Origin of the sequence: Maritalea myrionectae, from assembly GCF_003433515.1 — a bacterium.
Taxonomy (GTDB): Bacteria; Pseudomonadota; Alphaproteobacteria; order Rhizobiales; family Devosiaceae; genus Maritalea; species Maritalea myrionectae.
In genome coordinates this window covers 2689626-2713280 of sequence record NZ_CP021330.1, presented here as the reverse complement: position 1 = coordinate 2713280, position 23655 = coordinate 2689626, and the positions used below count along the sequence as shown (strand labels likewise).

25 protein-coding genes and 1 riboswitch are annotated in these 23655 nt (G+C 53.1%); of the genes, 14 read left to right on the top strand and 11 right to left on the bottom strand.

Annotated elements, in window-relative coordinates; all coding sequences use genetic code 11:
• Positions 1-9 precede the first annotated feature (9 nt).
• Positions 10-3141 (top strand): EAL domain-containing protein, encoded by a 3132-nt coding sequence (locus tag MXMO3_RS13685; RefSeq protein ID WP_245985751.1) that lies wholly within the window; start codon positions 10-12, stop codon positions 3139-3141.
• Here the strand turns inward: MXMO3_RS13685 and MXMO3_RS13680 are convergent.
• Entirely contained in the window at positions 3138-3722 is a 585-nt protein-coding gene (locus MXMO3_RS13680) for a YqgE/AlgH family protein (RefSeq protein WP_245985750.1), read from the bottom strand. The two genes, MXMO3_RS13685 and MXMO3_RS13680, sit on opposite strands and share 4 nt — an antisense overlap.
• A 151-nt stretch (positions 3723-3873) precedes the next feature.
• Between MXMO3_RS13680 and MXMO3_RS13675 the strand changes: the two genes are divergently transcribed.
• From MXMO3_RS13675 to MXMO3_RS13640, 8 genes are all read left to right on the top strand, one after another.
• Positions 3874-4713, top strand: coding sequence for a protein-disulfide reductase DsbD domain-containing protein (locus MXMO3_RS13675; protein ID WP_117396227.1), 840 nt, complete (start codon positions 3874-3876; stop codon positions 4711-4713).
• Positions 4714-4759: 46 nt separating this feature from the next.
• Complete coding sequence (locus tag MXMO3_RS13670) at positions 4760-5257, top strand: peroxiredoxin (protein ID WP_117396226.1); 498 nt, start codon at positions 4760-4762, stop codon at positions 5255-5257.
• Positions 5258-5318: 61 nt separating this feature from the next.
• A complete protein-coding gene (locus tag MXMO3_RS13665; protein ID WP_156905450.1) occupies positions 5319-5915 on the top strand; it encodes a hypothetical protein in 597 nt (198 codons plus the stop codon).
• 42 nt (positions 5916-5957) lie between these two features.
• Positions 5958-6050: riboswitch (glycine riboswitch) on the top strand.
• A 156-nt stretch (positions 6051-6206) separates the two neighbouring features.
• Positions 6207-7346 carry a glycine cleavage system aminomethyltransferase GcvT gene (gcvT, locus tag MXMO3_RS13660; RefSeq protein ID WP_117396225.1) on the top strand — a complete coding sequence of 380 codons (1140 nt, stop codon included), beginning with the start codon at positions 6207-6209 and terminating at the stop codon, positions 7344-7346.
• A gap of 15 nt (positions 7347-7361) precedes the next feature.
• Positions 7362-7730 carry a glycine cleavage system protein GcvH gene (gene gcvH, locus MXMO3_RS13655; protein WP_027833631.1) on the top strand — a complete coding sequence of 123 codons (369 nt, stop codon included), beginning with the start codon at positions 7362-7364 and terminating at the stop codon, positions 7728-7730.
• Between the two features lie 12 nt (positions 7731-7742).
• Complete coding sequence (gene gcvPA / locus MXMO3_RS13650) at positions 7743-9083, top strand: aminomethyl-transferring glycine dehydrogenase subunit GcvPA (RefSeq protein WP_027833630.1); 1341 nt, start codon at positions 7743-7745, stop codon at positions 9081-9083.
• Positions 9083-10633, top strand: a complete 1551-nt coding sequence (gene gcvPB / locus MXMO3_RS13645; protein ID WP_117396224.1) for an aminomethyl-transferring glycine dehydrogenase subunit GcvPB — start codon at positions 9083-9085, stop codon at positions 10631-10633. Before gcvPA ends, gcvPB begins: the two co-directional genes overlap by 1 nt.
• Before the next feature lie 168 nt (positions 10634-10801).
• Positions 10802-11287, top strand: coding sequence for a GNAT family N-acetyltransferase (locus MXMO3_RS13640; protein WP_117396223.1), 486 nt, complete (start codon positions 10802-10804; stop codon positions 11285-11287).
• Here MXMO3_RS13640 and MXMO3_RS13635 read toward each other — a convergent pair.
• Both MXMO3_RS13635 and MXMO3_RS13630 read right to left on the bottom strand, forming a co-directional pair.
• A complete protein-coding gene (locus tag MXMO3_RS13635; protein WP_245985845.1) occupies positions 11284-11766 on the bottom strand; it encodes an HIT family protein in 483 nt (160 codons plus the stop codon). The two genes, MXMO3_RS13640 and MXMO3_RS13635, sit on opposite strands and share 4 nt — an antisense overlap.
• 20 nt (positions 11767-11786) lie before the next feature.
• Positions 11787-12167 carry a VOC family protein gene (locus MXMO3_RS13630; protein ID WP_036220822.1) on the bottom strand — a complete coding sequence of 127 codons (381 nt, stop codon included), beginning with the start codon at positions 12165-12167 and terminating at the stop codon, positions 11787-11789.
• Positions 12168-12293: 126 nt separating this feature from the next.
• Here MXMO3_RS13630 and MXMO3_RS13625 point away from each other — a divergent pair, with 126 nt between their 5' ends.
• Positions 12294-12674, top strand: a complete 381-nt coding sequence (locus tag MXMO3_RS13625; protein WP_117396222.1) for a potassium channel family protein — start codon at positions 12294-12296, stop codon at positions 12672-12674.
• A gap of 118 nt (positions 12675-12792) precedes the next feature.
• Here MXMO3_RS13625 and MXMO3_RS13620 read toward each other — a convergent pair whose 3' ends face one another.
• The 5 genes from MXMO3_RS13620 to MXMO3_RS13600 form a co-directional block, all read right to left on the bottom strand.
• Positions 12793-13275 (bottom strand): F0F1 ATP synthase subunit B family protein, encoded by a 483-nt coding sequence (locus tag MXMO3_RS13620; RefSeq protein ID WP_117396221.1) that lies wholly within the window; start codon positions 13273-13275, stop codon positions 12793-12795.
• Between the two features lie 4 nt (positions 13276-13279).
• The gene (locus MXMO3_RS13615; protein ID WP_051213187.1) at positions 13280-13807 is read right to left on the bottom strand and encodes a F0F1 ATP synthase subunit B; all 528 of its coding nucleotides are present in this window, start codon (positions 13805-13807) and stop codon (positions 13280-13282) included.
• Between the two features lie 135 nt (positions 13808-13942).
• On the bottom strand, positions 13943-14170 hold the full coding sequence (locus MXMO3_RS13610) for a F0F1 ATP synthase subunit C (RefSeq protein ID WP_027833625.1): 228 nt from the start codon (positions 14168-14170) through the stop codon (positions 13943-13945).
• Between the two features lie 69 nt (positions 14171-14239).
• A complete protein-coding gene (locus MXMO3_RS13605; protein ID WP_027833624.1) occupies positions 14240-15007 on the bottom strand; it encodes a F0F1 ATP synthase subunit A in 768 nt (255 codons plus the stop codon).
• Between the two features lie 17 nt (positions 15008-15024).
• Positions 15025-15429 carry an AtpZ/AtpI family protein gene (locus MXMO3_RS13600; RefSeq protein WP_117396220.1) on the bottom strand — a complete coding sequence of 135 codons (405 nt, stop codon included), beginning with the start codon at positions 15427-15429 and terminating at the stop codon, positions 15025-15027.
• Between the two features lie 307 nt (positions 15430-15736).
• On the opposite strand from MXMO3_RS13600, the gene MXMO3_RS13595 reads away from it, so the two are divergent.
• Both MXMO3_RS13595 and MXMO3_RS13590 read left to right on the top strand, forming a co-directional pair.
• Entirely contained in the window at positions 15737-16348 is a 612-nt protein-coding gene (locus MXMO3_RS13595) for a TetR/AcrR family transcriptional regulator (RefSeq protein WP_117396219.1), read from the top strand.
• Positions 16349-16473: 125 nt separating this feature from the next.
• Positions 16474-17031, top strand: coding sequence for a CREC-EF hand family protein (locus MXMO3_RS13590; protein WP_117396218.1), 558 nt, complete (start codon positions 16474-16476; stop codon positions 17029-17031).
• Between the two features lie 91 nt (positions 17032-17122).
• Here MXMO3_RS13590 and smc read toward each other — a convergent pair whose 3' ends face one another.
• Positions 17123-20584 carry a chromosome segregation protein SMC gene (smc, locus tag MXMO3_RS13585; RefSeq protein WP_117396217.1) on the bottom strand — a complete coding sequence of 1154 codons (3462 nt, stop codon included), beginning with the start codon at positions 20582-20584 and terminating at the stop codon, positions 17123-17125.
• A gap of 30 nt (positions 20585-20614) precedes the next feature.
• Complete coding sequence (locus MXMO3_RS13580) at positions 20615-21313, bottom strand: thioredoxin domain-containing protein (protein ID WP_162889279.1); 699 nt, start codon at positions 21311-21313, stop codon at positions 20615-20617.
• Positions 21314-21441: 128 nt separating this feature from the next.
• Between MXMO3_RS13580 and MXMO3_RS13575 the strand changes: the two genes are divergently transcribed.
• Complete coding sequence (locus tag MXMO3_RS13575; protein WP_162889278.1) at positions 21442-21846, top strand: hypothetical protein; 405 nt, start codon at positions 21442-21444, stop codon at positions 21844-21846.
• Here the strand turns inward: MXMO3_RS13575 and MXMO3_RS13570 are convergent.
• Positions 21830-22489 carry a DUF4386 family protein gene (locus MXMO3_RS13570; RefSeq protein ID WP_117396834.1) on the bottom strand — a complete coding sequence of 220 codons (660 nt, stop codon included), beginning with the start codon at positions 22487-22489 and terminating at the stop codon, positions 21830-21832. The two genes, MXMO3_RS13575 and MXMO3_RS13570, sit on opposite strands and share 17 nt — an antisense overlap.
• 129 nt (positions 22490-22618) lie before the next feature.
• Between MXMO3_RS13570 and MXMO3_RS13565 the strand changes: the two genes are divergently transcribed.
• A complete protein-coding gene (locus tag MXMO3_RS13565; RefSeq protein ID WP_117396214.1) occupies positions 22619-23635 on the top strand; it encodes an AraC family transcriptional regulator in 1017 nt (338 codons plus the stop codon).
• The last annotated feature ends 20 nt before the right edge of the window (positions 23636-23655 follow it).

Genomic DNA, 23655 nt, shown 5'->3' with positions numbered 1-23655 from the left:
GGAGTAAATATGGGAATGTTCCGCGCGCTGCGTAAGGCTGTAATTGTTTTGGCGCACCTTTGCCTATTGCTATGGGTCGGGGCGGCCTCAGCGTTGGAAGTGGTTACGATTCCTGAAAAGATCGGCGCCGTTGATCTCAGTGAAGCCGTAGAAGTGCGCGAAGGCCAAGATGGCCGGGTGCAATTGTCCACTGCGCCCGACGTGAACGGCATCATTCGCCGCATCGAAGTGCAGGCCACAGATACAAGCGCCAACCCCAATTGGGCATTGATTGCCATTCACAATCCGTTGGATGTTCAAGTTGAGCGCCTATTGGTGGCGCCCTTTTTCCAAATGCCAGGCTCCGGCGTGTTCCGCACCGATTTGGGCGGAAAACGCATTAATGTCATCACCGCCAGTCAGGGGTTTCGCCCCAACCGCGTGCCAGACCAAGAGGCGGATGCATTCTCCATCACGGTCGATCCGGGCGCGACGGTTACTTATGTGATTGAACTTGAAGATGAAACACTACCCGAATTGGTGATGTGGGAACCATCTTCCTATCGCGACTATATCAACGCCTTTACGCTATTCCGCGGCACAGTCTTGGGTGTGTCAGGTCTTTTGGCGGTGTTTTTATCCATCATGTTTGTGGTGAAGGGGCGCGGGGTCTTTCCCGCAGCTGCTGCGCTGGCATGGGCTGTTATGTTCTATTTGCTGGTTGATTTCGGCATCTTGGCCAAGCTTATCGATATTCGCCCCACCCAGCTGCAAACCTATCGCGCCGCGGCAGAGGCGGCGCTGGCCACAACCTTATTTGGCTTTTTGTTCATCTATCTCAACCTCCACCGATGGCACATTCGCTTCATCCATTTGGCATTGGCGCTGATGCTGGTGATGTTGGCATTGATCATTCTGGCGTTTTTCCAACCCATATTGGCGGTTGGCACCGCCCGCGCCGTGCTGGCTTTGCTTGGTGTGTTTGGCATTGTTGTGGTCGGTTTCCTCGCGGTGCGGGGCTACGACCGGGCAGTACTTATTGTGCCCACCTGGATCATTTTCGTCGGTTGGCTCATCTTTTCCTACATGGTGGTTTCCGGCGACATCACCAATGATATTGCCCAATCCGCAGTGGCGGGCGGGCTCGTATTGATTGTGATGCTGCTGGGCTTCACCGCGATCCAACATGCGTTTACCGACGGCCAGGTGTCTGTCGGGGCCTTGTCCGAAGTTGAGCGTCGGGCGCTTGCCCTCACAGGCAGCGGCGACTTTGTGTTCGATTGGAATATCGAGCGCGATCGCGTGGTCGTCTCGGACGGTTTAGCCCTGCGCCTTGGTGAAGAACCAAGTGCATTGCGCGGCGATATCAAACTTTGGCTGGAGCGTTTGCATCCCGAAGACCGAGATCGGTTCCGCACAGCATTGGATACTTTGGTTGAATTGCGGCGCGGCAAAGTCGCGTCAGATTTTCGCATCATCAGCCAAGATGGTAGCTACCGAAATTTCCGTTTGCGCGTAAAACCTGTTTTGGGCGGCAGTGATGAAGTGTCGCGCTGTGTGGGCACGTTGCAAGATGTAACCGACGAACGCGTAGCGCGGGATCGCCTGCTGCATGATGCTGTGCATGACAGTTTGACCGGCTTACCTAATATCGAACTATATTTGGATCGCCTCGACCGGGCCCTGACACGCTCACGCGAATCGCGCGCCATCAAACCCGCCGTCTTTTTGATTGATCTTGATGGCTTCATGAACCTTGATGAGCGTATTGGCCATGTCGCCGCTGATTCAGTGTTGCTGGCCATCGCGCGTCGTCTGTCGCGGCTTATGCGGCCGTTGGATACATTGGCGCGGGTAAATGGCGATCAGTTTGCCGTGATATTGGTCACTGAGGACAGTGCTGCCAGCATTGCGCATTTTGCAGAGCAACTGCGCAAGGCGATTAAAGACCCCATCAAGTTTGGTGAAAGCGAACTGTCGATTTCTGCCTCCATGGGCATCACAATTTACGACAATAAGCCGATCACCGCGCCACAGGTGCTGCGTAATGCTGAACTGGCCATGCTGCACGCCAAACGGGATGGCGGCGACCGTATTGAAGCCTACCGCACGACAACCAATGATGAGGGATTGCCGACCAATCCATTAGACGTTGATTTGAAAAAGGCGATCGATAATCGTGAGTTGAAGATCCTGTTCCAACCGATCTTTGATCTGCGAGATGGTCGTTTGGCCGGGGCAGAGGCCTTGATGCGGTGGAACCATCCGCAGCGCGGGGCCATCAGCCCAGAGGAATTTATCCCATTGGCTGAACGCACGGGGCTGATTGAAAAGCTGGGTCGCGTGGCGATTGAGCAATCATCGGCGCAGCTCAAAAATTGGCTGTCTGGTGGTGAGGTTGAAAAAGGATTTTTCTTGTCGATCAACCTGTCAGCGCAGCAATTGGCATCTGAGACAATGTTGAATGACATGCGTTCGCTCGTGTCTAAAAATCCTGAGGTCGCGCGCCGCTTCTTGCTGGAAGTGACTGAAAGTCAAATCATGACCAGCCCTGAGCACTCCGCGTACATTTTGGACTCTCTGAAAAGCCTTGGCTTCCGGCTGGCGTTGGACGATTTCGGTGTTGGGCATTCATCCTTATCCTATCTGCACCGCTTCCCATTTGATTTTATCAAAATTCCATCGACCTTTGTGCAGATGTCGGAACGCCACGGTATCGCTCAAACGCAAATGCCGATCATGAAGGCGGTTGTGTCTTTGGCCGAGGATTTGGATTTGCAAGTGATCGCTGAGGGCGCCGAAAGCGACGATGAAGTCGCGCGCATCCAAGGGTTGGGTTGTCGCTATGCGCAGGGCTTTGCGTTTTCAAAAGCCGTGTCAGGCGAAGAGTTTGTGCAATTGTTGAGCAAGGATGCGAAGAACCGCAAACAAGCCCAGCGCGATGCCGAACAAAGAGCCCGCAAGATCCAAAAAGAACAGCAAGCGAAGGAAATGGCTGAGCAACGGGCGAAAGAGGCTGAAAAGCGCAAGCAGCAAGCCGCTTTAGAACGCCAGCAAAGCAAAAAGCGCGCAATTGCTGAAAAAGCTGGCAAAAAGGCGCAGCACGCACCGCAAAAGCCAGAACCGCAAAAAACGACCAATAAAGACAAGGACGTCAGTTAAGCACTGCCTGAAGTCGGAGATAGATAGGCGAGTTCAATGCCTGCGTCTTTGAGCGCTTTTTGGTAGCGCTGTTCCACAGGCGTGGTGAAGATTAACTCGTCGCTGGCAGATGTCACCATCCAGCCATCGCGCACAAGTTCGCTTTCCAATTGACCAGGCTCCCAGCCACAATAGCCCAAGGCAAGCAGGGCCTTTTCAGGGCCGTCACCCTCGGCGATAGACCGCAAAATATCCAACGTGGTCGACAAACACATATTGTCCGCCACATTCATGGAATTGTCGACAGTTTGATAGTCCGGTGTGTGCAGCACAAATCCGCGCCCCGTTTCCACAGGGCCACCCACGACGATCGGTTGCTGATAGGGGTCGGCATGGCCTTCTTCAATTTTGTCGCTCACTTTGATGTCAAACTGTGCCATCAAATCGGCAAACTGAATGTCGGGCATGCGCTTATTGACGACAAGACCCATTGCGCCTTCTTCTTCGCTATGCGCACACATATAGATCACGGTGTCTTTAAACCGTTCGTCTTCCATATCTGGCATGGCCACCAACAGCTGGCCTTTAAGCGAAAAAGTCAAAACGCTCACCTTCTAGGTTGGTTTATTTGAGTCTCGCCCCATCCATATAAATAAAGGCTTAACAGGTAAACGCGCGAAATCAAATATCGTTCACAAACCTCTGATCATGATTGTCTTTCCTGTGCCATAAATCTGCGATAAAACGCGTTTTATGAAATCAGCTTTATTACGTGCTTTGATCCTTTCCGCGATCATGGCTCCAACATCAGTGCTGGCAGAGACTGGCCCTTGGGTCGACGTTGCACCCGGCGCAAAGATTCGGCTGCTAACGTCCGATTATGTCGATCCCAATGGAAAGATGTTGGCGGGGTTAGAGTTTCAATTGCGCGATGGCATGAAAACCTATTGGCGTATCCCCGGCGAAAGCGGAATTCCGCTAACGGCCAACTGGTCCAACAGTCAGAATATTGATCAGGTGAATTTCCTGTGGCCGATGCCCAAGCGCACGATCAGTTTGGGCTATTTTGACTATGTCTACGATCAGGATTTTGTGTTGCCCTTCGAAGTGGAAATCTCAGCAGAATCCGACAAAAATGTCGCGCTATTAAATGGCGATCTTTTAATGGGCATTTGCGGTGAAATCTGTGTGCCGGTGACCTACAACATCGCGCAAAGCCTGCCGCTCGATCAAAAGGATATATCTGTATCCTTCACTTTAGAGGCAGCAAAAGCCTATGTGCCGATCAACGATGATCGCGCCAATGCCCCATTTGACGCTGTCTATTTCGACCAAAGCAAAAACAAGATTTGGGTCAAACCCTCATCCGATGCAGAAGAAAATCAGACATTAATTCTTGATTTACCAAACCAAAACCTCCTGTTCGATGTGCCTCAAAATCGCCCCGGTTCGTCGCTACTCAGCTTTGAACCACTGAAGGAAATTTCCTTGGTCGATCATGTTGGAATGTCAGCACGGTTGACCTATAGTGGCCGTGAGGGTGCCTTTGAAAAACAGGTGCCCATTTTATTGTTTGATGCTCTGGATCAATAAGATTCAGCTGCATTGATTAATCGGTTTAGGCAACGAGGGGTTATATATGGCTTTGGACGTCGGCAGCAAAGTGCCATCAACAAAGGTTAAACTTGTAAATGCAGAGGGCGTAAAAGATATTGATTTTGCGGATCTTGTTGCACAAGGGACATCAGTTATCTTTGCCGTGCCTGGCGCGTTCACCTCAACCTGCCACCTCAACCATATGCCGGGCTATATTGGCCATTCAGCAGATTTTAAAGACGCAGGTGTTGATCGCATTCTGTGTTTGTCGGTCAATGATCATTATGTGATGCAGCATTGGGGTGAGCAAACAGGCGCCCTTGGATTTGTCGATTTGATCGCAGATGGCAATGCCGATTTGGCAAAAGCGCTCAAATTGGATAAAGACTTTTCAGCAGCGGGCTTCGGCACGCGATATGTTCGCTCTAGCCTTTTGGTTAAAGATGGCGTAATTTCTCATGTGGAGATTGAAACAGTGCCGGGCGAAGTTGTCGTTTCGGGCGCACCGCACATGTTGGAAGAGGCGAAAAAAAATCAGTAGTGCGCTCAAAAGCGGGCAATTGGGGTTAATCGGGGGGCCTTCGGGTCAAAAAGTGAGAAGCATGTCAGTACGCGTATTTACCAAGAGATTTTTAAGCCGTTCACGTTTGGCTGGAGCATCAGCCATTGCAGGTGCGCTATTGTTGTCAGGCTGCGTTGGGTCATTTACCGGCGGCGGCTCTGAAAGCAAATACATCAACAAATCCGCAAGCGAGACTGAGATTGCCAGCTCTGCGCCGTCAGCGCTGCCCATTATCGCCAGCGAATGCCCCGAGATTAAAATCCGTCCCGGTGGTGAAAGTTTTGCGCTTTATTCAAGCGGCCGCAGCGGTGACCCAAAGGGTCTGCGCTACCAAGCGGTGATCGACAAGCAGTCACGTAATTGCATTGTATCAAACGGTTTGATCACAGTGAAAATGGGTGTTGTTGGCCGATTGTTGGCTGGTCCCCAAGCAGGATCAGGCGCCGTAAATGTGCCACTGCGCTTCGCAGTTGAACGCGACGAAATGGCCGTGTTCTCAGAAAAATACGATATCCCCATCACAATTACACCACCAAACCAGGGCGAAGAATTCGTCAAGGTTGTGGAAAACGTGGCCATTCCTTATGTGGGTGGCGAGCAAATCACCATTTGGGTTGGCTTTGATCCAAAAGGCTGAGTGAATAAATGTTGACCTAGCGGATTTTGCTGCTAGGTTGACCACTGCAATGCGGGAGAGATTGAGCCAAAGAGCTCAACGCCGAAGGAGCAACCGCCCCGGAAACTCTCAGGCAACAGGGACCGCATGCATAAATAACTCTGGAAAGCGGATTGCTTTTGCAATCACACCGAAGGGGGTAGCCGGAACGTCAGTTCCGGGAAATCTCTCAGGTTTACCCGACAGGGGGGGCGCCAGGCGACACAATTTGTCGCGTTGCTGGCACTTGTCGGATAAACAAATGAGGGAATAATGGCAGGGGCGGAATCTCAGGATCTTTTGCAAACACCATTGCACGATACCCATATTGCATGGGGCGGTCGCATGGTTGGTTTTGCAGGCTATGCAATGCCGGTTCAATATAAAGGCATTGTGGACGAGCACAATCACACAAGAAATGAAGCATCGCTTTTTGATGTGTCGCACATGGGCCAGGTCGCCGTTAAAGGCGCGGACCATGATACAACGGCACGCGCGCTTGAAAGCCTGATGCCGGGCGACCTGGTGGGGCTGAAACCAGGCGAAATGCGCTACACGCTTTTGCTCAACGATAATGGCGGCATTGAAGACGATTTGATCGTCACCCGCCCAAGCGAAGCGGGCACAGATGGCACATTGCTTATCGTGTTCAACGCGGGCCGCAAGGACCACGACGTGTCCATTCTGCGCGAAAAGCTTGGCGACAAACTTGAGATCGAAACCTACTTTGACAGCAAAGCCCTGTTGGCGCTGCAGGGTCCAAAAGCGAAAGACGTGTTGTCACGTTATTGCGATCTGCCGCAAAAGCTCAGCTTCATGAACGCCGCTGCCGCCACCATTGACGGCATTGACGTTTATGTGTCTCGCGCTGGTTACACGGGCGAAGATGGCTTTGAGCTTTCTGTTGCCAACGAAAATGCGGCGAAACTGGCTGAATTGCTGGTGGGCAACGATGAAGTTGAACCTGCTGGCCTTGGCGCACGCGACAGCCTGCGTCTTGAAGCAGGGCTTTGCCTTTATGGCCACGATATGGACGATCAGCGCGATCCAATCAGCGCAGGCCTCATCTTTGCCATCGGCAAAGGCCGTCGTGTGGAAGGCGGTTTCCCCGGTGCATCAAAAATTCAAAAGCTGATTGCTGATGGCGTTGCTGAAAAGCGCGTGGGCATTTTGTTTGAAGGCCGCATGCCTGTGCGTGAAGGCGCAGACATTGTGGACGAGAACGGCACGCCCATCGGCAAAGTCACATCTGGCACATTTGGCCCGACCATTGGGTCGCCGGTGGCGTTTGCCTATGTGCCTGCTGAAAAAGCGAAGATCGGCACCGAATTGACCGCCATTGTGCGCGGCAAACCGGCCAAAGGCACGGTGACCAAACTTCCATTTACACCTGCAAATTATGTGCGTCTTTAATCCAAGGGGGAAGAAATGAGCGACACAAAATATACCGAAGATCACGAATATATCCGCGTTGAGGGCAATCAAGGCACCGTGGGCATCACCGATTATGCACAGGGCCAATTGGGCGACGTGGTGTTTGTGGACGTACCAGAAGTAGGCGCAAAATTCTCAAAAGGTGACGAAGTTGCCGTTGTTGAATCTGTGAAAGCCGCCTCTGAAATCTATGCGCCAGTTTCCGGCACAGTTGTGGCTGTGAATGAATCTTTGGCAGACGAGCCAGGCTTGGTGAACTCTGATCCAGTTGTAAATGGCTGGTTTTTCAAAATCGAAATTGATGATGCTGGCGAGCTGGAAGGCTTGCTCGACGAAAACGCCTACAAGGCGCACATCGACTAAACGAGGACAAATATGCGCTATCTTCCAAATAGTGATCAAGACAGACAGGTTATGCGCGATGCCATTGGCATCAAAAGCGATGACGAGCTGTTTGTACGCGTACCGAAAAAGGTTTTTGACACAGCCAAGCCAGACTTGCCTGATCATCAGCCAGAATTTGCCGTAGAGGCGCATATTCGCCAGCTTGCGGCCAAGAACCGCGCCGGTGGAGATGGTCCATTCTTCGTTGGGGCAGGGGCTTATCGCCACCATGTGCCCGCCAGCGTGGACCATTTGATCCAGCGGTCAGAGTTTTTGACCGCCTACACCCCCTACCAGCCTGAAATTTCTCAGGGCACGCTGCAAATGCTGTTTGAATTTCAAACACAAGTGGCCAACCTGACGGGCATGGAAGTGGCCAATGCCTCGCTTTACGACGGTTCAACCGCAGCTATGGAAGCCGTGTTGATGGCCCGTCGCCTGAAAAAGCGTGATGGTGTTGTTGTGTCTGGTGGGTTGCACCCGCAATATCGCGACACCATCGCCACTTATTTGGGCAAAGACCCTGCATTCAAATGCATGCAGGCTGACCCACAAGCGCAAGAAGACATCATTGCGCAGATTGACGACAGCACGGCCTGTGTTGTTGTTCAATCCCCAGACTTTTATGGCAATTTGCGCGATTTGCGGCCGATTGCTGACGCGGCCCATGAAAAGGGCGCGCTGTTGATCGCCGTGTTCACCGAAGTGGTGTCCCTCGGCGCCATCGAATCTCCCGGCGCCCAAGGGGCGGACATTGTGGTTGGCGAAGGCCAATCCATCGGCAACCCGCTTACATTTGGTGGACCCTATGTCGGCTTGATGGCCACCCATCCGAACCTTGTGCGGCAGATGCCCGGTCGCGTATGTGGCGAAACAGTTGATGCGGAAGGCGAACGCGGCTTTGTGCTGACGCTCTCCACCCGCGAGCAGCATATCCGCCGCGATAAAGCCACGTCCAACATCTGCACCAACTCTGGCCTTTGCGCCTTGGCCTTCTCCATCCACATGTCTTTGTTGGGTGAAAAGGGCATTGAGCATTTGGCACTGTTGAACCACCAGCAAGCCGTGAAAACGGCCGAGGCGGTTGGCGCTATTGACGGTGTCGAGGTGTTGAACGATCACTTCTTCAACGAGTTTACCGTGAAGCTGCCAAAGGCGGCGGCGCCAATCGTTGAAGCCTTGGCTGACAAAAACGTGCTCGCAGGTGTGCCTGTGTCACGGTTGGAGCCGGGCAAGAAGGAGCTTGAAAACCTATTGGTGATCGCAGCGACTGAATTGACCAGCGATGCAGATATTGAAGCGCTTGCGAGCGCGTTGAAGGAGGTCATCTGATGTTGAACAATCAAGGCCGTCCAACAGGTGTGGACAATGTTGCCGCATCATCCGCAAACGGCGCAGCTTTACTGCCTTCCGAGCCATTGATCTTTGAAATTGGCACCAAAGAAAAATCTGGTGTTGATTTGCCGGCGCTCGATAAGAAGGTGAGTTCAAAGCTCGGTAATTTTGCCCGCAAATCAGACATTGATTTGCCTGCGCTCACCGAGCCGCAGGCCATGCGCCACTATGTGCGCATTTCCCGGTTGAACTATTCAATCGATGCGGGCTTCTACCCGCTTGGCTCGTGCACCATGAAGCACAATCCGCGCCTCAATGAGAAAATGGCACGTTTGCCCGGCATTGCGGATATTCACCCATTGCAGCCCCAATCCACCGTACAAGGCGCGATTGAATTGATGGAGCAATTGGCGCATTGGTTGATGGAATTGACCGGCACCAAAGCTGTTTCCATGACACCTAAAGCTGGTGCCCACGGCGAAATGTGCGGCATGATGGCCATCAAAGCGGCCCACGAAGCCAACGGCCAAGGCCACCGCAATATCGTGTTGGTGCCTGAAAGCGCCCACGGCACAAACCCAGCCACAGCGGCATTCTTGGGCTACAAAGTGAAGCCCATCAAAGCCCGCGAAGACGGCACGGTGGACGTGCAAGCTGTTAAAGATGCGTTGGATGAAAATGTGGCGGGCATTATGCTCACCAACCCAAACACTTGTGGCCTGTTCGAACCCGACGTGATTGAAATCGCGGATGCAGTGCACGAAGCTGGTGCTTACTTCTACTGTGATGGCGCGAACTTCAACGCCATTATGGGTGTCATCCGTCCGGGTGATTTGGGCATCGATGCGATGCACATCAACCTGCACAAAACCTTCTCCACCCCCCACGGTGGCGGTGGTCCAGGCGCTGGTCCGGTTGTTTTGTCTGATGCGTTGGCCCCTTATGCGCCATTGCCTTACGCAAAGCGCGAAGGCGACAAGCTCACCTTGGTGGAAAACAAAGGAGAAGGCAGCGATCATCTTGGCCGTTTGTCAGCGTTCCATGGGCAAATGGGCATGTATGTTCGTGCCTTGACCTATATGGCCTCTCACGGTTTGGACGGTCTTGGCCGTGCTGCGCGTGACGCGGTGTTGAACGCCAACTACCTCAAGGCGAAATTGTCAGACCTGTACAACGCGCCTTATGGCGATCAGCCTTGCATGCACGAAGTGCTGTTTGATGATAGCACCTTGAAAGGCACAGGCGTTTCAACGCTCGATTTGGCCAAAGCCATGATCGATGAGGGTTATCACCCCATGACCATGTATTTCCCATTGGTGGTGCACGGCGCCATGTTGATCGAGCCAACAGAAAGCGAAAGCCTTCACACGCTGGATCAGTTTATCGGCACCATGCGCGAGCTGATGGAAGACGCAAAGGCCGGCAATGTGGAGCGTTTCACCAACGCCCCCATGAAAGCGCCGCTTCGTCGTTTGGATGAAACCCGCGCTGCCCGTTCCCCAATCCTTAAATGGGAAAAGCCAGAGCAGCGAAAAGCGGCTGAATAAATCAAACCGTCCCGCGTGTCATCGCGGGGCGGTTTTTTCATCTCCAAAGTGAGGTGAACCGAAACAAAAGCGGTAAAACAATAACAAATAAATACCGCTTCATTAGGCGGTGGGCGCTGCAGAGCCCGCCGCCTTTTTATTGCTTTATTAGCGCCCCATCCTAACCAAATGATTATTCGACCTGCCCGCATTGAAGAAGTTGGTGAGCTAAGCGACCTCTGTCTGCGGTCAAAAGCGCATTGGCCTTATGATGCCGAGTTCATTGAAGCGTGTCGGGACGAGTTGACGATTACAGAACATGACTTGGTGCAACACACCGTCAGGGTGGCAGAAGACGTTGGCGTGCCCATCGGTGTGATCCGACTTGATCGAACAGATGACGGTTTTGATCTCGAGATGTTGTTCGTTGAACCAAACTGCGTTGGCAAGGGCGTGGGCCGGCAATTGCTTGATTGGGGCATCGATCACGCCCGTGCGTTCGGCGCCAAACGGATGACAACTGTGGCCGATCCCCATGCCGAGCCTTTTTACGCCCATATGGGGTTTAAAAAGACGGGCGTAGTGCCTTCTGATTCAATACCCGGCCCGAACATTGCCCTTCATGGTCTTGACGCTCTAGCGCAGCCTTCCGGGCCAAACCCAGCCTGCATTTAGGGTGCCAATGCGCGATAACGCATTTCAATTTCGTTTGCGATTGCCCTCATATCGTCATCAGAAATGTCCAAAATGCCATTTTCGGCCATTAAGGCATAGTATTGTTGCTTCTCATAAGGCACGCCATGGGGTAGCGGCACCACATGCCAATGTAAATGGCTGTTTCCCTGATGACTCCCCAAAGACAATATGTAGATGCGCTCCGCATCAAATAGATCTTTCAGTGCGCGGGCAACAGTATGGATTTTTGCCTGCATATCCAGATATTTGGTTGGGCCAAGCTCCTCCGCCAAATCCACAATATGAGTTTTGGGCGCGACGATAGTGTAGCCTGGCAATGTCGGATACTTGCTAAGAAAGATGATGTTGTCGTCATCCTCATAAATGATGTGATGCTTAAAACGCGGATCACCTGCGATCATGCCGCAGATAAAACATGCCCCCGAACGAGAGCGCTTCACATAAGCATCGAGGTCCATATTGATGGTGGGATACGCCACTATTCAGCTTGTGGCAGACAAAGTTGCCAGCTCACACCAAACTGGTCACACACCCACCCATATCGCTTCGCGAAATCATATTCACCGAGCTTCATCATCACTTGCCCGCCTTTAGACAAACGTTCATAGGCGAGGTCCAAACTAACGGGATCGTCGAAGAACACAAACAGGGAAAAGGATGGTGTAAAGTCAAACGGTTGATCGATGGGGCTATCAATCATCAGGAGTTGGTTTTCACCAAACATCAAATTGGCTGATTCAATGGTGCCGTCTTCGCGCTCACGCTTATCGGTTACCTTTGCAGCAGGCATGGCACTTGTGTAGTGCTCAAGCGCGTCCGCCGCGTTGCCCTTAAACATCAACATGGGGTGTAACTTCATAAAAAATCCTCGACTTAAATATAGTTGCATAGTGCCTAAATTTACCGCCAAGTTCAATAAGCCACTGTCGCACTTATTGTTTAGGAGGGCGGACAGTGCTAAACCTCCGAAAAATGGAGATGCTTTGTGCAAAAGATTTCAGTTTTCTGGCACGGCCTAAAAGCCGCTTTTGGTGATGAGATTGTCCGCACAATTTTGACGATGACAATTGCCATCATCCTGTTTGCCACCCTGATCTATATGCTGATTGAGGGGTGGGGGCCGATTGACGCGCTCTATTTCACCGTGATGACCATCTCTACCGTCGGCTACGGTGACATCACACCGGAAACAAATTTGGGCAAACTATTCACCGTGGTTTATGTCATTTCCGGCATGGGGATATTTGTCGCCCTGGTGACGCGCATCGCCAATACAATGTTGCGCCAGTCGGTAGATGAATTCGAAAAATTCGAGGAGGCTAAGGCGCGTAAAGCGGAGCAGGACGCCGACGACCAGACGGGCTAGCCATGAGGGCAAGGTCAAGGCGGGTTTCAACTCACTAAGTGAGAAAGTGCTGCCCGGCTGCGGCCATAAAAAAAGCGGGCCGGAGCCCGCTTCCAATTTCAACATCTGAAACCATCAATTAGTTCAGATTAGAAGAAACATCCTTGATCGCTGCGTCAATCAGCGCATCGCCTTTATCAGCCATTTTGTCGGCCAGAACCAGCTTTGCAGCCTCGACAGCGATGTCCGCAGAGCGGGCCCGCACGTCAGCAATCGCTTGTGATTCTGCTTGGGCGATCTTTTCTTCCACCGCTTTTGTGCGGCGAGTGATCAAATCATCCAATGATTGTTGGGCTTCTTCGGTCAAGCGGTCGGCTTCAGACTTGGCAGCTTCGATAATCTCCGCAGCTTCGTCTTCAGCGGCTTTGCGCTTGCGCTCATACTCAGCCAACAAAGACTGTGCCTCTTCGCGCAGGCGTTTCGCTTCTTCCAGCTCATCCGCAATTTTCTTAGACTTATCATCCAAGGCTGCAGTCATCTTTTTGGGCACGCCCAAATAGGTGACCAAACCCAAAAAGACAACAAGACCGACAAACGCCCAAAGGGTTGCATCTAATTCCATCTTGTTATCCCTTCACCACTTTCGCGACTGCATCTTTCGTGGCTTTTTGCGCTGTGCGGCCAACAATGTTGGTCACAATCGCCAAAGCTGTGTCTGATGCAATTTCCTCAACGTGGCCCATAGCGGCCTCTTTGGTTTCGCGAATATCGTTTTCCGCAGCGGCCATTTTCTTTGCCAAATCCGCTTCAACTTTAGCGCGCTTCTTTTCGAGATCAGCACGGATTGAATCCCGTGTTTCCTCGGCAATGTTGTGCGCCTTTTGTTTTGCGTCGGCTAATTCCGCTTCATAAGACTTGATGGCTTGGTCTGTCTTTTGCTTTAGCCGCTCAGCCTCAGCCAAATCCCCTTCAATGCGATCACGACGCACCTCAAGGATTTCGCCAATGCGGGGCAGGGCGACCTTGCTCATCAAGATATAAAGCGCAGCAAAGGTTAGGGCCAACCACAAGAGCTGTGATCCAAAAGTGCTTGGATCAAACGGTGGGAAAACACCTGTCGCTGCCTCGTGTGCGCTATTTGTACTGCTTGCCATTTGAATACCTGGTTTTTACCGTCGCCTTTATCAGGCAACCAACAGTGCATTTAGTGTGCCAAAATCTGGCGAAAATGCAATGAAAGGCAGCCCATTTTAAATGTGGGCTGCCTTAAAACTTCTAACGCGCGTTGATTAAACGGCGAACAAAAGCAAAAGGGCAACCAAGAATGAGAAGATGCCCAAAGCTTCAGTCACGGCAAAACCAAAGATCAGGTTACCGAATTGAGCTTGTGCTGCTGATGGGTTGCGCAACGCACCTGACAAGAAGTTGCCAAAGATGTTGCCCACGCCCATTGCTGCGCCTGCCATGCCAACACATGCGATACCGGCACCGATGAATTTTGCTGCTTCCGCTTCCATTTTAGACTCCTTTAAAAGCTGGACCTTATTGCGACAATTGCCGCATTGTTAGTTGAAAACTGTTATTTGTTAATGGCTTGGGTGAATTGCATCATTCAGATACATAGAAGTTAGAACCGCGAACACATAGGCCTGCAGCGCAGACACCAAGAATTCAAGCGCGGTAAGCGCAACGGTCATAGCGAATGGCAAGGTGGCACCCAAAACACCAACCGCACCAAGCGAAGAGAGGCTGACAATAAAGCCGGCGAACACTTTCAAAGTGATGTGACCCGCAAGCATATTGGCAAACAAACGAACTGAAAGGCTGATCGGACGAGAGAGGAACGAAACGATCTCAATCGGAATAACGATCGGCAACACGTAACCGGGAACACCCGCTGGCACGAAGAGCTTCAAGAAGCCCAGGCCATTGCGCATAAAGCCGTAAATGATCACAACGCTGATCACCAACATGGCGAGAGCGAAGGTCACAATAATGTGGCTGGTTACGGTGAAGAAGTAAGGCACCATGCCGAACAAGTTGGCCACCAGAACGAACATGAACAGCGAGAACACAAACGGGAAGAATTTCATCCCTTCAGTGCCTGCCGATGATCGCACCATATTGGCCACAAACTCGTAGAGCATTTCAGATAAAAGCTGCAACCGCCCTGGAACAAGGCCACGGCCGCGTGTCGACAGGATCAAAAATGCAGAGATCGAAACAACAGTAATCACCATGAACAGGGCAGAGTTGGTGAACGCGATTTCAAAACCGCCTGTTTCGCCTTCGCCTGCACCACCAATGGTGAAAATGTCAGTGATCTTAAACTGTTTAATTGGATCGTTTGCCACGCTCCAGCCCCTTATCGCTATTTTCCGTCAGCATCGTCTCGATGCGCTTCCGGTCCCAAATCCATGTCCGGTGTTATGATCGCTTCGGCGTTCATCCGCGCGGCAGCCCGCACAACATTGAGAACACCAGCAACAAAGCCCACCAACACCATCACCAATAAGAACCAGGGCGTTGTGCCCATCGCCATATCGGCAAAATATCCAATAAAGCCCCCAACAAGGATCGCGGCGATAAACTCGGTGCCCAACCGCGACGCTTTCGCGTGTCCACTCAGGTGCTCTTTCGGTTTGGTCTGATATTCGCCATAGCCACCCTTTTGGCGCGCCGCACGGATGCGGGCATCAAGGTCGCCAGTTGGAACACCTCCAACCAAACCTTTGGGGGCGTCTTTTTCGGCGCCATTTTTATCAGAATTGGTCATTTTCCCAACCTGCCAAAACCGGCAATTTGTACGAAAAATCGTACCCCTCAAATTCCGGGGCAACATAGGGCCTTGCCAATTTGGTGTCAAGATTGGTTATATGATGCTAAATATAAGAAAATAAACGCAAATTAGAACTGGCAGAATCTTTTTATTGCGACAAATTGGCATTGTTTTCAACTTCGCGCACTTTTTCGCCACAAATTCTAATGGCCGGACAACTCAGATTCGCTGAACACTTGAATTTTATACATGATTGTACAATAATATAATTTGCTTTTCTTTGATAAATTGAAAGTGCGCACCTTTGGCTCGCCCTAAATCCTTTGCCCCGCATGATGCCTATGATCTTTTGCTCGACATGTTCTGGCGCGAAGGCATCGGTGCGATGAGCGTGAAGGGCATGTCAGACCATCTTGGATTGCCAAGATCCAGTTTTTATAATGCGTTTGGTTCGCGTGAGGCGCTGCTGAAAAACCTGATCATCTATTATGAATTGCAATCTCCGCAGATGGCCTTGGTGATGGCGTATCCACCCATCGATGTGAAATTGCTGTTCACCATGCTGTTGCAAGAAATGTGCGCACAATATGTGCACGACCGTGAGCGGAAAGGATGCTTGCTCACCAACCTGTCTGTGGAATTGCGCGAAAATGAACCCGCGTTGAGGGCACTCTTGCAACAAATCAATCAAGACCGCATTACCCGATTGGCTGAAATCTGCCGTTGGGGGGTGAATGCGAAAGACCTGCCGCGCGCAACAGATTGTGCCCGCCTCGGACGACAGCTATTCGCCCTGATAGAACAACTCAATTTGTTGGCGCGGAGCTTGCCGGAAATTGAGGGGCTGGAGGAGTTGGCCACGCGGCAACTTGCGCAGCTTGGACTCCTCGCAGACGGTCCTGCACCCGCACAATAGCGCTTTCAGCAATCACACATTCGCCGCGCTCATTTGTCCGCGCCAACTTGCTTATTTTTGATTTGGAACAATTGCGCGCACTCGTCGTTGGGCCGATATACGCAGAAAGCGAAAGGAGGAAAATGATGACTAAGTTCAAAACCCTCACTAGCGCAACAGCTCTCATGTTCGCCATGGCCGCCGCGCCAACAATGGCTCAAGTGGCCCCATGGGACACAAATGGCGATGGCGTCATGAGCGCTACAGAGTTCTCAGCCGCCTTCACTGATCGCGGCGTGTTCGAGGTTTGGGACATTGACGAAGACGGCTTGATCTCCGGTGAGGAGCTCAGCGTCGGCGTTTATGAAACCATCGATTCTGATGAGAGCGGTGAAGTAACCGCGCCTGAATATGTGGCCGACACCCAACGTGCGCCTGACTACTGGTTTGATCAAACCGTGTCTTGGGATGCATGGGACATTGATGGTGACGGTGTCATTCTGGCCAACGAGTTTGCCGAAGGGTGGAGCGATATCGGTCTGTTGAGCACATGGGACACAAACAATGATGGTTTGTTGTCTGAAACCGAGTTCGCCACCGGCGTCTTTTATAAATATGACGAAAACAATGACGGCATCATTGAAGAGCCAGAACTCACAGATATCGGTGACGATATGGGGGACGGCGGCTTTTGGGATATCTAACGCCCAAGCCGAAACCTATAAAACGCGTAAGGGGTCGGCCTTGTGCCGGCCCTTTATTTTGTCCGAAAAAATTACGTTGATTTCGTCTCTTCTATCCCACGTCTTCCAAAAAGCTTTCGGCCGTAGTCAGGTCCACCGACACAAGGTTGGAAATGCCCTTTTCCGCCATGGTCACGCCGAACAAGCGATCCATCCGCGCCATGGTAATCGGGTTGTGGGTGATGGTCACAAAGCGTGTGTCGGTTTTCTCGCGCATGGAATCCAGCAAATTGCAGAACCGCTCCACATTGGCATCATCAAGCGGCGCGTCCACTTCGTCCAACACGCAAATCGGCGCGGGGTTGGTCAAAAACACCGCAAAGATCAGCGACATCGCTGTCAGAGCCTGCTCGCCGCCGGAAAGCAATGTCATGGTTTGCGGCTTTTTCCCTGGTGGGCGGGCGATGATTTCCAAGCCAGCTTCCAGCGGATCATCGCTTTCCACAAAGGTCAGTTCCGCCGTGCCGCCGCCAAATAGCTTTGTGAACAGCTCGGTAAAATGAGCGTTTACCTTTTCAAACGCCTCGGTCAGCCGTTGACGGCCTTCGCGGTTCAGGCTGGAAATGCCCGTGCGCAGCTTGGCAATCGCCGCGATCAAGTCCTCGCGGTCCGTCACCATAATGCCGAGTTGCTCTTCGGTTTCGATCGCTTCCTGCTCCGCGCGCAAATTGACGCCGCCCAGCCGCTCCCGCTCCCGCTTCAGGCGCTCCAGCTTGGCATCCACTTTTTCAATTTCCGGCAGCGGTTGCTCCGCTTTCAGTCCAGCGACTTCCGCCGTGCGGCTGGCGGGAATATCCAGCGTTTCCGAAACCATTTCCTCAATCTGCATGCGTTGACTGGCCAGCGATTTGAGCCGCTCTTCAATCCGGGCGATCTCTTCGCGCACGCGGGAGAGGGCGCTTACCGCTTCGCGGGCATCCTTATCTTCGTTGCGCTGCCGCTCCAGTGCAACAGCCACCTTGTCCGCTGCGCGCTTTTGCGCATGGGCGGCATCTTCGATCTGGTCGTCCAGTTTTGCGCGTTTGTCGCTGAACTGATCCGGCGCGCTGGCGAGCTGTTCAAGCTGTTCTTCAATATCACTTTGGCGATTGGCCAAAACATCAAGGTGCGCTTGCGTATCATTTAGGCGGTTTTGCCATTTCTGTTGTTCGCCGCCGATCCGCTCCAACCGTTGTTTGCGCATGCGCGCTGCGTTCTCAAACCCGGCCAACCGCATCCGCGCATCATTGGCCACGCGCCGCAACTCAGCCAATTTCGCATTGGCTGCTTCAATCTCTTGGGCGAGGGCACTTTCATCTTCAATATCATCAAGAGATTTTTGCGCGTCGGCCATCAAACCCAGCGCTTCATCATGGCTTGATTTCAGGCGAATTTCCGCTTCTTCCAATGCGGAGCGCCGAGAGGTTAAATCCACCAAGCCTTTATGGGCCGCATCCAGCGCCCCTTGAGCCACGTTGATTTGCCGTTGGGTATCGCGATAGGCCTGCCGCTTGGCCTGTTCTTCCTGCCGCGCTTGCTTCAGTGCTGTTGACGCTTCGTCAAACTGCGCTTCAAGGGCAGTCGCAGCCTGTTTGGCCTTGGCCAAATCCGCTTCAATATCTTGCAAACGGTTGCGCTGCGCCAACCGTTGTGCGGCGGCACTTGGCGCATCGGCGCGCGCCACAAACCCGTCCCAACGCCACAAATCACCTTCAAGGGTCACCAGCGCTTGGCCAACTTGCAATTGGTTTTGCAACGACTGGCCATCTGCAAATTCCACCAAACCAATTTGGTTCAGGCGGCGGCTAACCAGATTGCTGCCCCGCACAAAATCACTGAGGGGCGTTGCGCCCGCAGGTAAGGTAGGATCACTGCCCTTCGCTTCGGCACCCGCCCAATAAATTGGCGCTCCCGCATCGGAAGAGGCATCCAGATCGTCGCCCAAGGCTGCGCCCAGAGCGGTTTCGTAGCCGGGCTCAACTTGCAGCGCATCCACAACCGCGGGCCAAAGCGACCGATCCTGCACATTGAGCATATTGTGAATGGCGCGCGCCTCCGCGTCCAAGCGGGTCACGTCGCTCTTGGCGGCGTTGCGCGGATCGACCAATGCGTCCAGCTTGTTCTGCGTCGTGGCAACGTTCGCTTCCGCATTATCCGCGGCTTGCTCGGCTTGGGCCATCGCCGCCTTGGCGTCTTCCAGCTCGCGTTCGCGCAGCTGGATGGTTTTGTCTTCCTGCAGTTTGGCCACAACCTGCTGTGCTTCTTCGCGCACATCCGCCAATTGCCGCGCCAATTTTTCGGCGCGCGTGCGCGCATCGTTCAGGCTGCGTTCGGTTTGGGCTTTATGCGCCCGCAAATTGCTCAGCTTGTCGCGGGCGGTGCTCAGCCCTTGCTCAAACTCTTCAGCCGCTTGCCCGGTGCGCTCCGCTTCTTGCTGCGCGGCAGCCATGTCTTGGGTTTCGGCTTCCTCGTCGGCCAGCAAACCCTTCTGCTCGTCGATCAAACCCAGCAAAAACTCTTTGGCTTCCTTGATTTGCGCCTCATCGCGCTCCACGTCGGCATTGACCTGCTTGGCGCGGCCTTCAAGCTCGATGCGCCGGTTTTTCGCCCGCCGCGCGTCGGCCTCTAGCTGTTCCAAAGCCATCTTAAGCCGTTGCAAAGCCGCTGTCGCTTCTGCCTCTGCCTGACGCAGCGGTGTGAGTTCGGCTTCAGATTGTTCCAGCTTTTGCCGGGCGCCCATTTCAACGTGTGTGGCATTGGCCAGCAGATTGACCAGCCGTTCATGCTCGGCCTGTGCTTCTTTTTCCGCCACCTTGGCGTTCACCCAGCGCAAATGAAACAGGGTCGCCTCAGCTTTGCGGATTTCTCCCGAAAGCCCGCGATAGCGCGTTGCCTGCCGCGCCTGCCGCTTCAGATTTTCAAGCTGGGTGCTCACCTGGCCGATAATATCGTCCACACGATCGAGATTGTTTTCCGCTGCCCGCAACCGCAACTCCGCTTCATGGCGGCGCGAGTGCAAGCCCGAGATCCCTGCAGCCTCCTCCAAGATGGCGCGACGCTGCACGGGTTTCGCGGCGATCAGTTCGCCAATTTGCCCTTGGCGCACCAGCGCCGGGCTGTGCGCCCCGGTGGAGGCATCGGCAAACAAAAGCTGCACGTCGCGCGCCCGCACTTCGCGGCCATTCACGCGATAAACTGAGCCATGCTCCCGCTCAATCCGGCGGGTGACTTCCAATTCGTCATCTTTGTTGAAAATGGCCGGGGCGGTGCGGTCTTTATTGTCCAGCACCAGGCTCACTTCGGCCGAATTGCGCTGCGGTCGGTTGGACGAGCCGGAAAAGATCACGTCATCCATGCCCGAGGCGCGCATATTTTTATAGGAGTTTTCCCCCATGACCCAGCGCAAGGCTTCCACAAGGTTGGACTTGCCGCAGCCATTGGGGCCAACAATGCCAGTTAGGCCGGGTTTGAGGTGAATTTCTGTGGGGTCGGTAAAGCTTTTAAAGCCGACAAGCTTGAGACGCGAAAATTTCATCCCGCGCCTCTTTTATCGGAGTGCGAGGGTCTAAAGAAGTGGATCGATTTCTTTAGCCCAATCTTCAAGCGGAACTACCCCTTCAATCAACTTGCCGTTCACAAAGAACGATGGAGTCGCACTCAGGTTGAATTCTTCAATCGCCTGGGTCCGCAACAGTTCTAGTTCCTTAAAAAGCGCTTGGTTTGTCAAGCTGGCGTCGAAGGTTTCCTGTGTAAATCCGTTATTTAGTGCGATTTCAGCAATTGCATCGCGTGGCGTTTGAGAACTTGCCCATGTGCGCTGGTTCTCAAAGTACACTTTGAGGATCTCATAATAATCCACATTCACGCCTTCTTCCTCGCTTGCGGCGAGCATATAAACAACGGCATCAAGAATGTTGCGCACGAACGGGCGCACCACAAACCGGATTTTGCCGGTGTCGATATATTGTTCTTTAAACTGCGGATAAACAGAATTGTGGAACGTGCCACAGTGCGAGCAGGTGGGTGATGAATATTCAATCACGGTCACTTTGGCATCTTCATTGCCGATAAACCGATCTTCAAACGCCAAAGGCTTCATCAGATCGCCTGTTGGGGCGTATTCTGTTGGCGTTTCATTATCGGCTGTGTTGACTGTGCTTTTGTTTTCAGCCTGCGCATTGCCGTTATTGTTGTCGCACCCGGCCAGCAAAAAGGCACCGGCCCCAGCGCCAACCATCAGCATATGTCTGCGAGAAAGTTCCACGTTCCGCTCTCCATCAATTGTTTGATGGCAACTTACACATAATAATGATGGCAGCAAGAGGGCAGGGCATTTATGCTGCTTTTCATGCCCCTCACATTTGAGTGATGAAAAGCAGGTTTGTGGACAAAATGGGACATTTGGCAAAAATTCTCGTGACGTTGGGCAGCGTGGTGTCCATCGGCTTTGGCGCATGGCACTTCTTCGTGCCGACCTTGTGGAAATGGTACGATTATATGGACCCAGCCGCCACCGAATTGGTTGTGGCTGTGCGGGCCACCAATGTCTTCTTTTCCCTGTCGCTGGTCCTGTTCGGGCTGATCAACTTGGCCTTCGCGTGGGGCGGGCAAGCCAATCGCTTTGCGTTGATCGTTGTGCTTTCCGCAACATCTTTGCTGTGGGCCGTGCGCGTTGCCATGCAGCTGGCCTATCCGCAGGGCACCCTGAACAGCGCCCTGCAATATGGCATGTTGGCCACCTTTATCGCTGTGGCCCTGTGCTATCTCGCAGCGCTCGCGCTTACGCTTTTGTCCTGAGCAAATAGACGCCTGCCCAGATAAACCAGACGATAAAACCAAGCCCGAAGATCGAACCGCCAATCTCCGAGGCACCGGCGATCAGCGTGGAGAGACCCGCCGCGCCGATCACCATGCCCAAAATATTGAGCAGCTTTTGCAGCTGGTTTGACAAAAACGCCCCCAGCGAAATCACCAGCACCCAAAAGCCCCCGGCCAACTCATTGCCGCCGCCAATGCCGTTTTCCACATGCGATAGCGCCAGATAAAGGGTTGCGGCCCCTTCCGGATCGCTTGCCGCCATGCCCGTCACCGCCGCCAGTGAGATGTTCGACACCATGCCTGCTGCCAAAATCAGGCCAGCCCAGATCAAGCCATAGGCAGACCCGACCGCGGCCAAAGCCGGGGCGCCGCCTTTCAGCCGATCATAAAGCGCTACGGTCAGCACCACCATGGCAAAACTGTTCGTAATCCAGATGACAAAATTCCACACGGCGAGCAGGGTCTTGTTGTCGATCATAAACTGAACCTTATCTGCGGCTTCGCCCTCAAAATAGCCCCCTGGCGCAAACACGGCGAGCAACAGGCCAAAGCCAAAAATATAAGTGCCACCGGCCACCAATCCGGCCCAACCGCCGGCTTTTTGCAAACTCACATTCATCATTTTCATCCTGCATAATTAACGTGACTTGCACATAAGCCGCTTTCGCCACGCCGCAAATGACTTGAGAAATCATTTTATTGACCCCACATATCACCTGACTAAGATGTGGGGCGACGTGGGGGCACAGCGATGGAAAAAGGCAGCGTTTCAGCTGGTTATCTAAAATCAATCTTGGATTATGCGGTGGATAAGGGTGCGTCCCGTTCGGCCCTTTTGGCTGCGATCGAACTGGATGACACCATTTTCGCCGATGCGGATAACCGCGTGCCGATGGAAAAGTTTCGCCGCATGATGCAGCTGGGTGTCGAACACACCAACAATCTGGCTTTCTCGCTGGATTATTGTTGGGACATGCCCTTTGTCCGCACCTCAATTGTCGGGCTGATCGCTGAATCCACCGCCAATATGGGCGAGGCGCTCGAGCAACTCAATCGCTATGGCAAGCTTGTGGCCGAAGTGGATATCGGCACTGCTGGCGAGCGCTTTGCCCTGGTGCCTGAAGGCCATGAATTGTGGCTGGAAGATACCCGGCTGAACCCCAATGAGTTTCCCGAGCTCACCGAAAGCACCTTTGGCCGCTTCATTTGCGAGTTCCGCCGCCATTTTGGCGATACCCCCTTCGTCAAACGCATCAAGGTCACCCACGACCGGCCCGTCCATTATAAGGATTATGACCGGGTGCTGCAGGCCCCGGTTGAATTCGCGGCCGATCGCAACGCCATGGAAATTGAAACCTCATGGCTCACGGTGGAAACCGACTATGCCGACCGCTATGCCTTCGGCATCCTCTCCAAACATGCCGACGCGTTGCTCAAAGAGCTGGAAAGCAGCAAAACCATGAAGGGCCGAGCCGAAAGCATCATGATCCCCGTGCTGCACACGGGCGAATTGACCATGGATCAGGTGGCCGAAAAAATGGGCCTTTCCCGCCAAAGCCTATATCGCGGCCTCAAAGCCGAAGGCATCTCCTTCGAACAATTGCGCGACGACCTCCGCCACAAAATGGCCTGCCACTATCTGGCCGAGAAAAAAGTCTCCGCCAACGAAACCGCCTACCTCGTCGGCTTCTCCGACCCCAGCGCCTTCTCCCGCGCCTTCAAACGCTGGACCGGCCAGGCGCCGGGCTCGTGGCAGGCGGTGGGGTAGGGACGTATTGGCACCGCAGT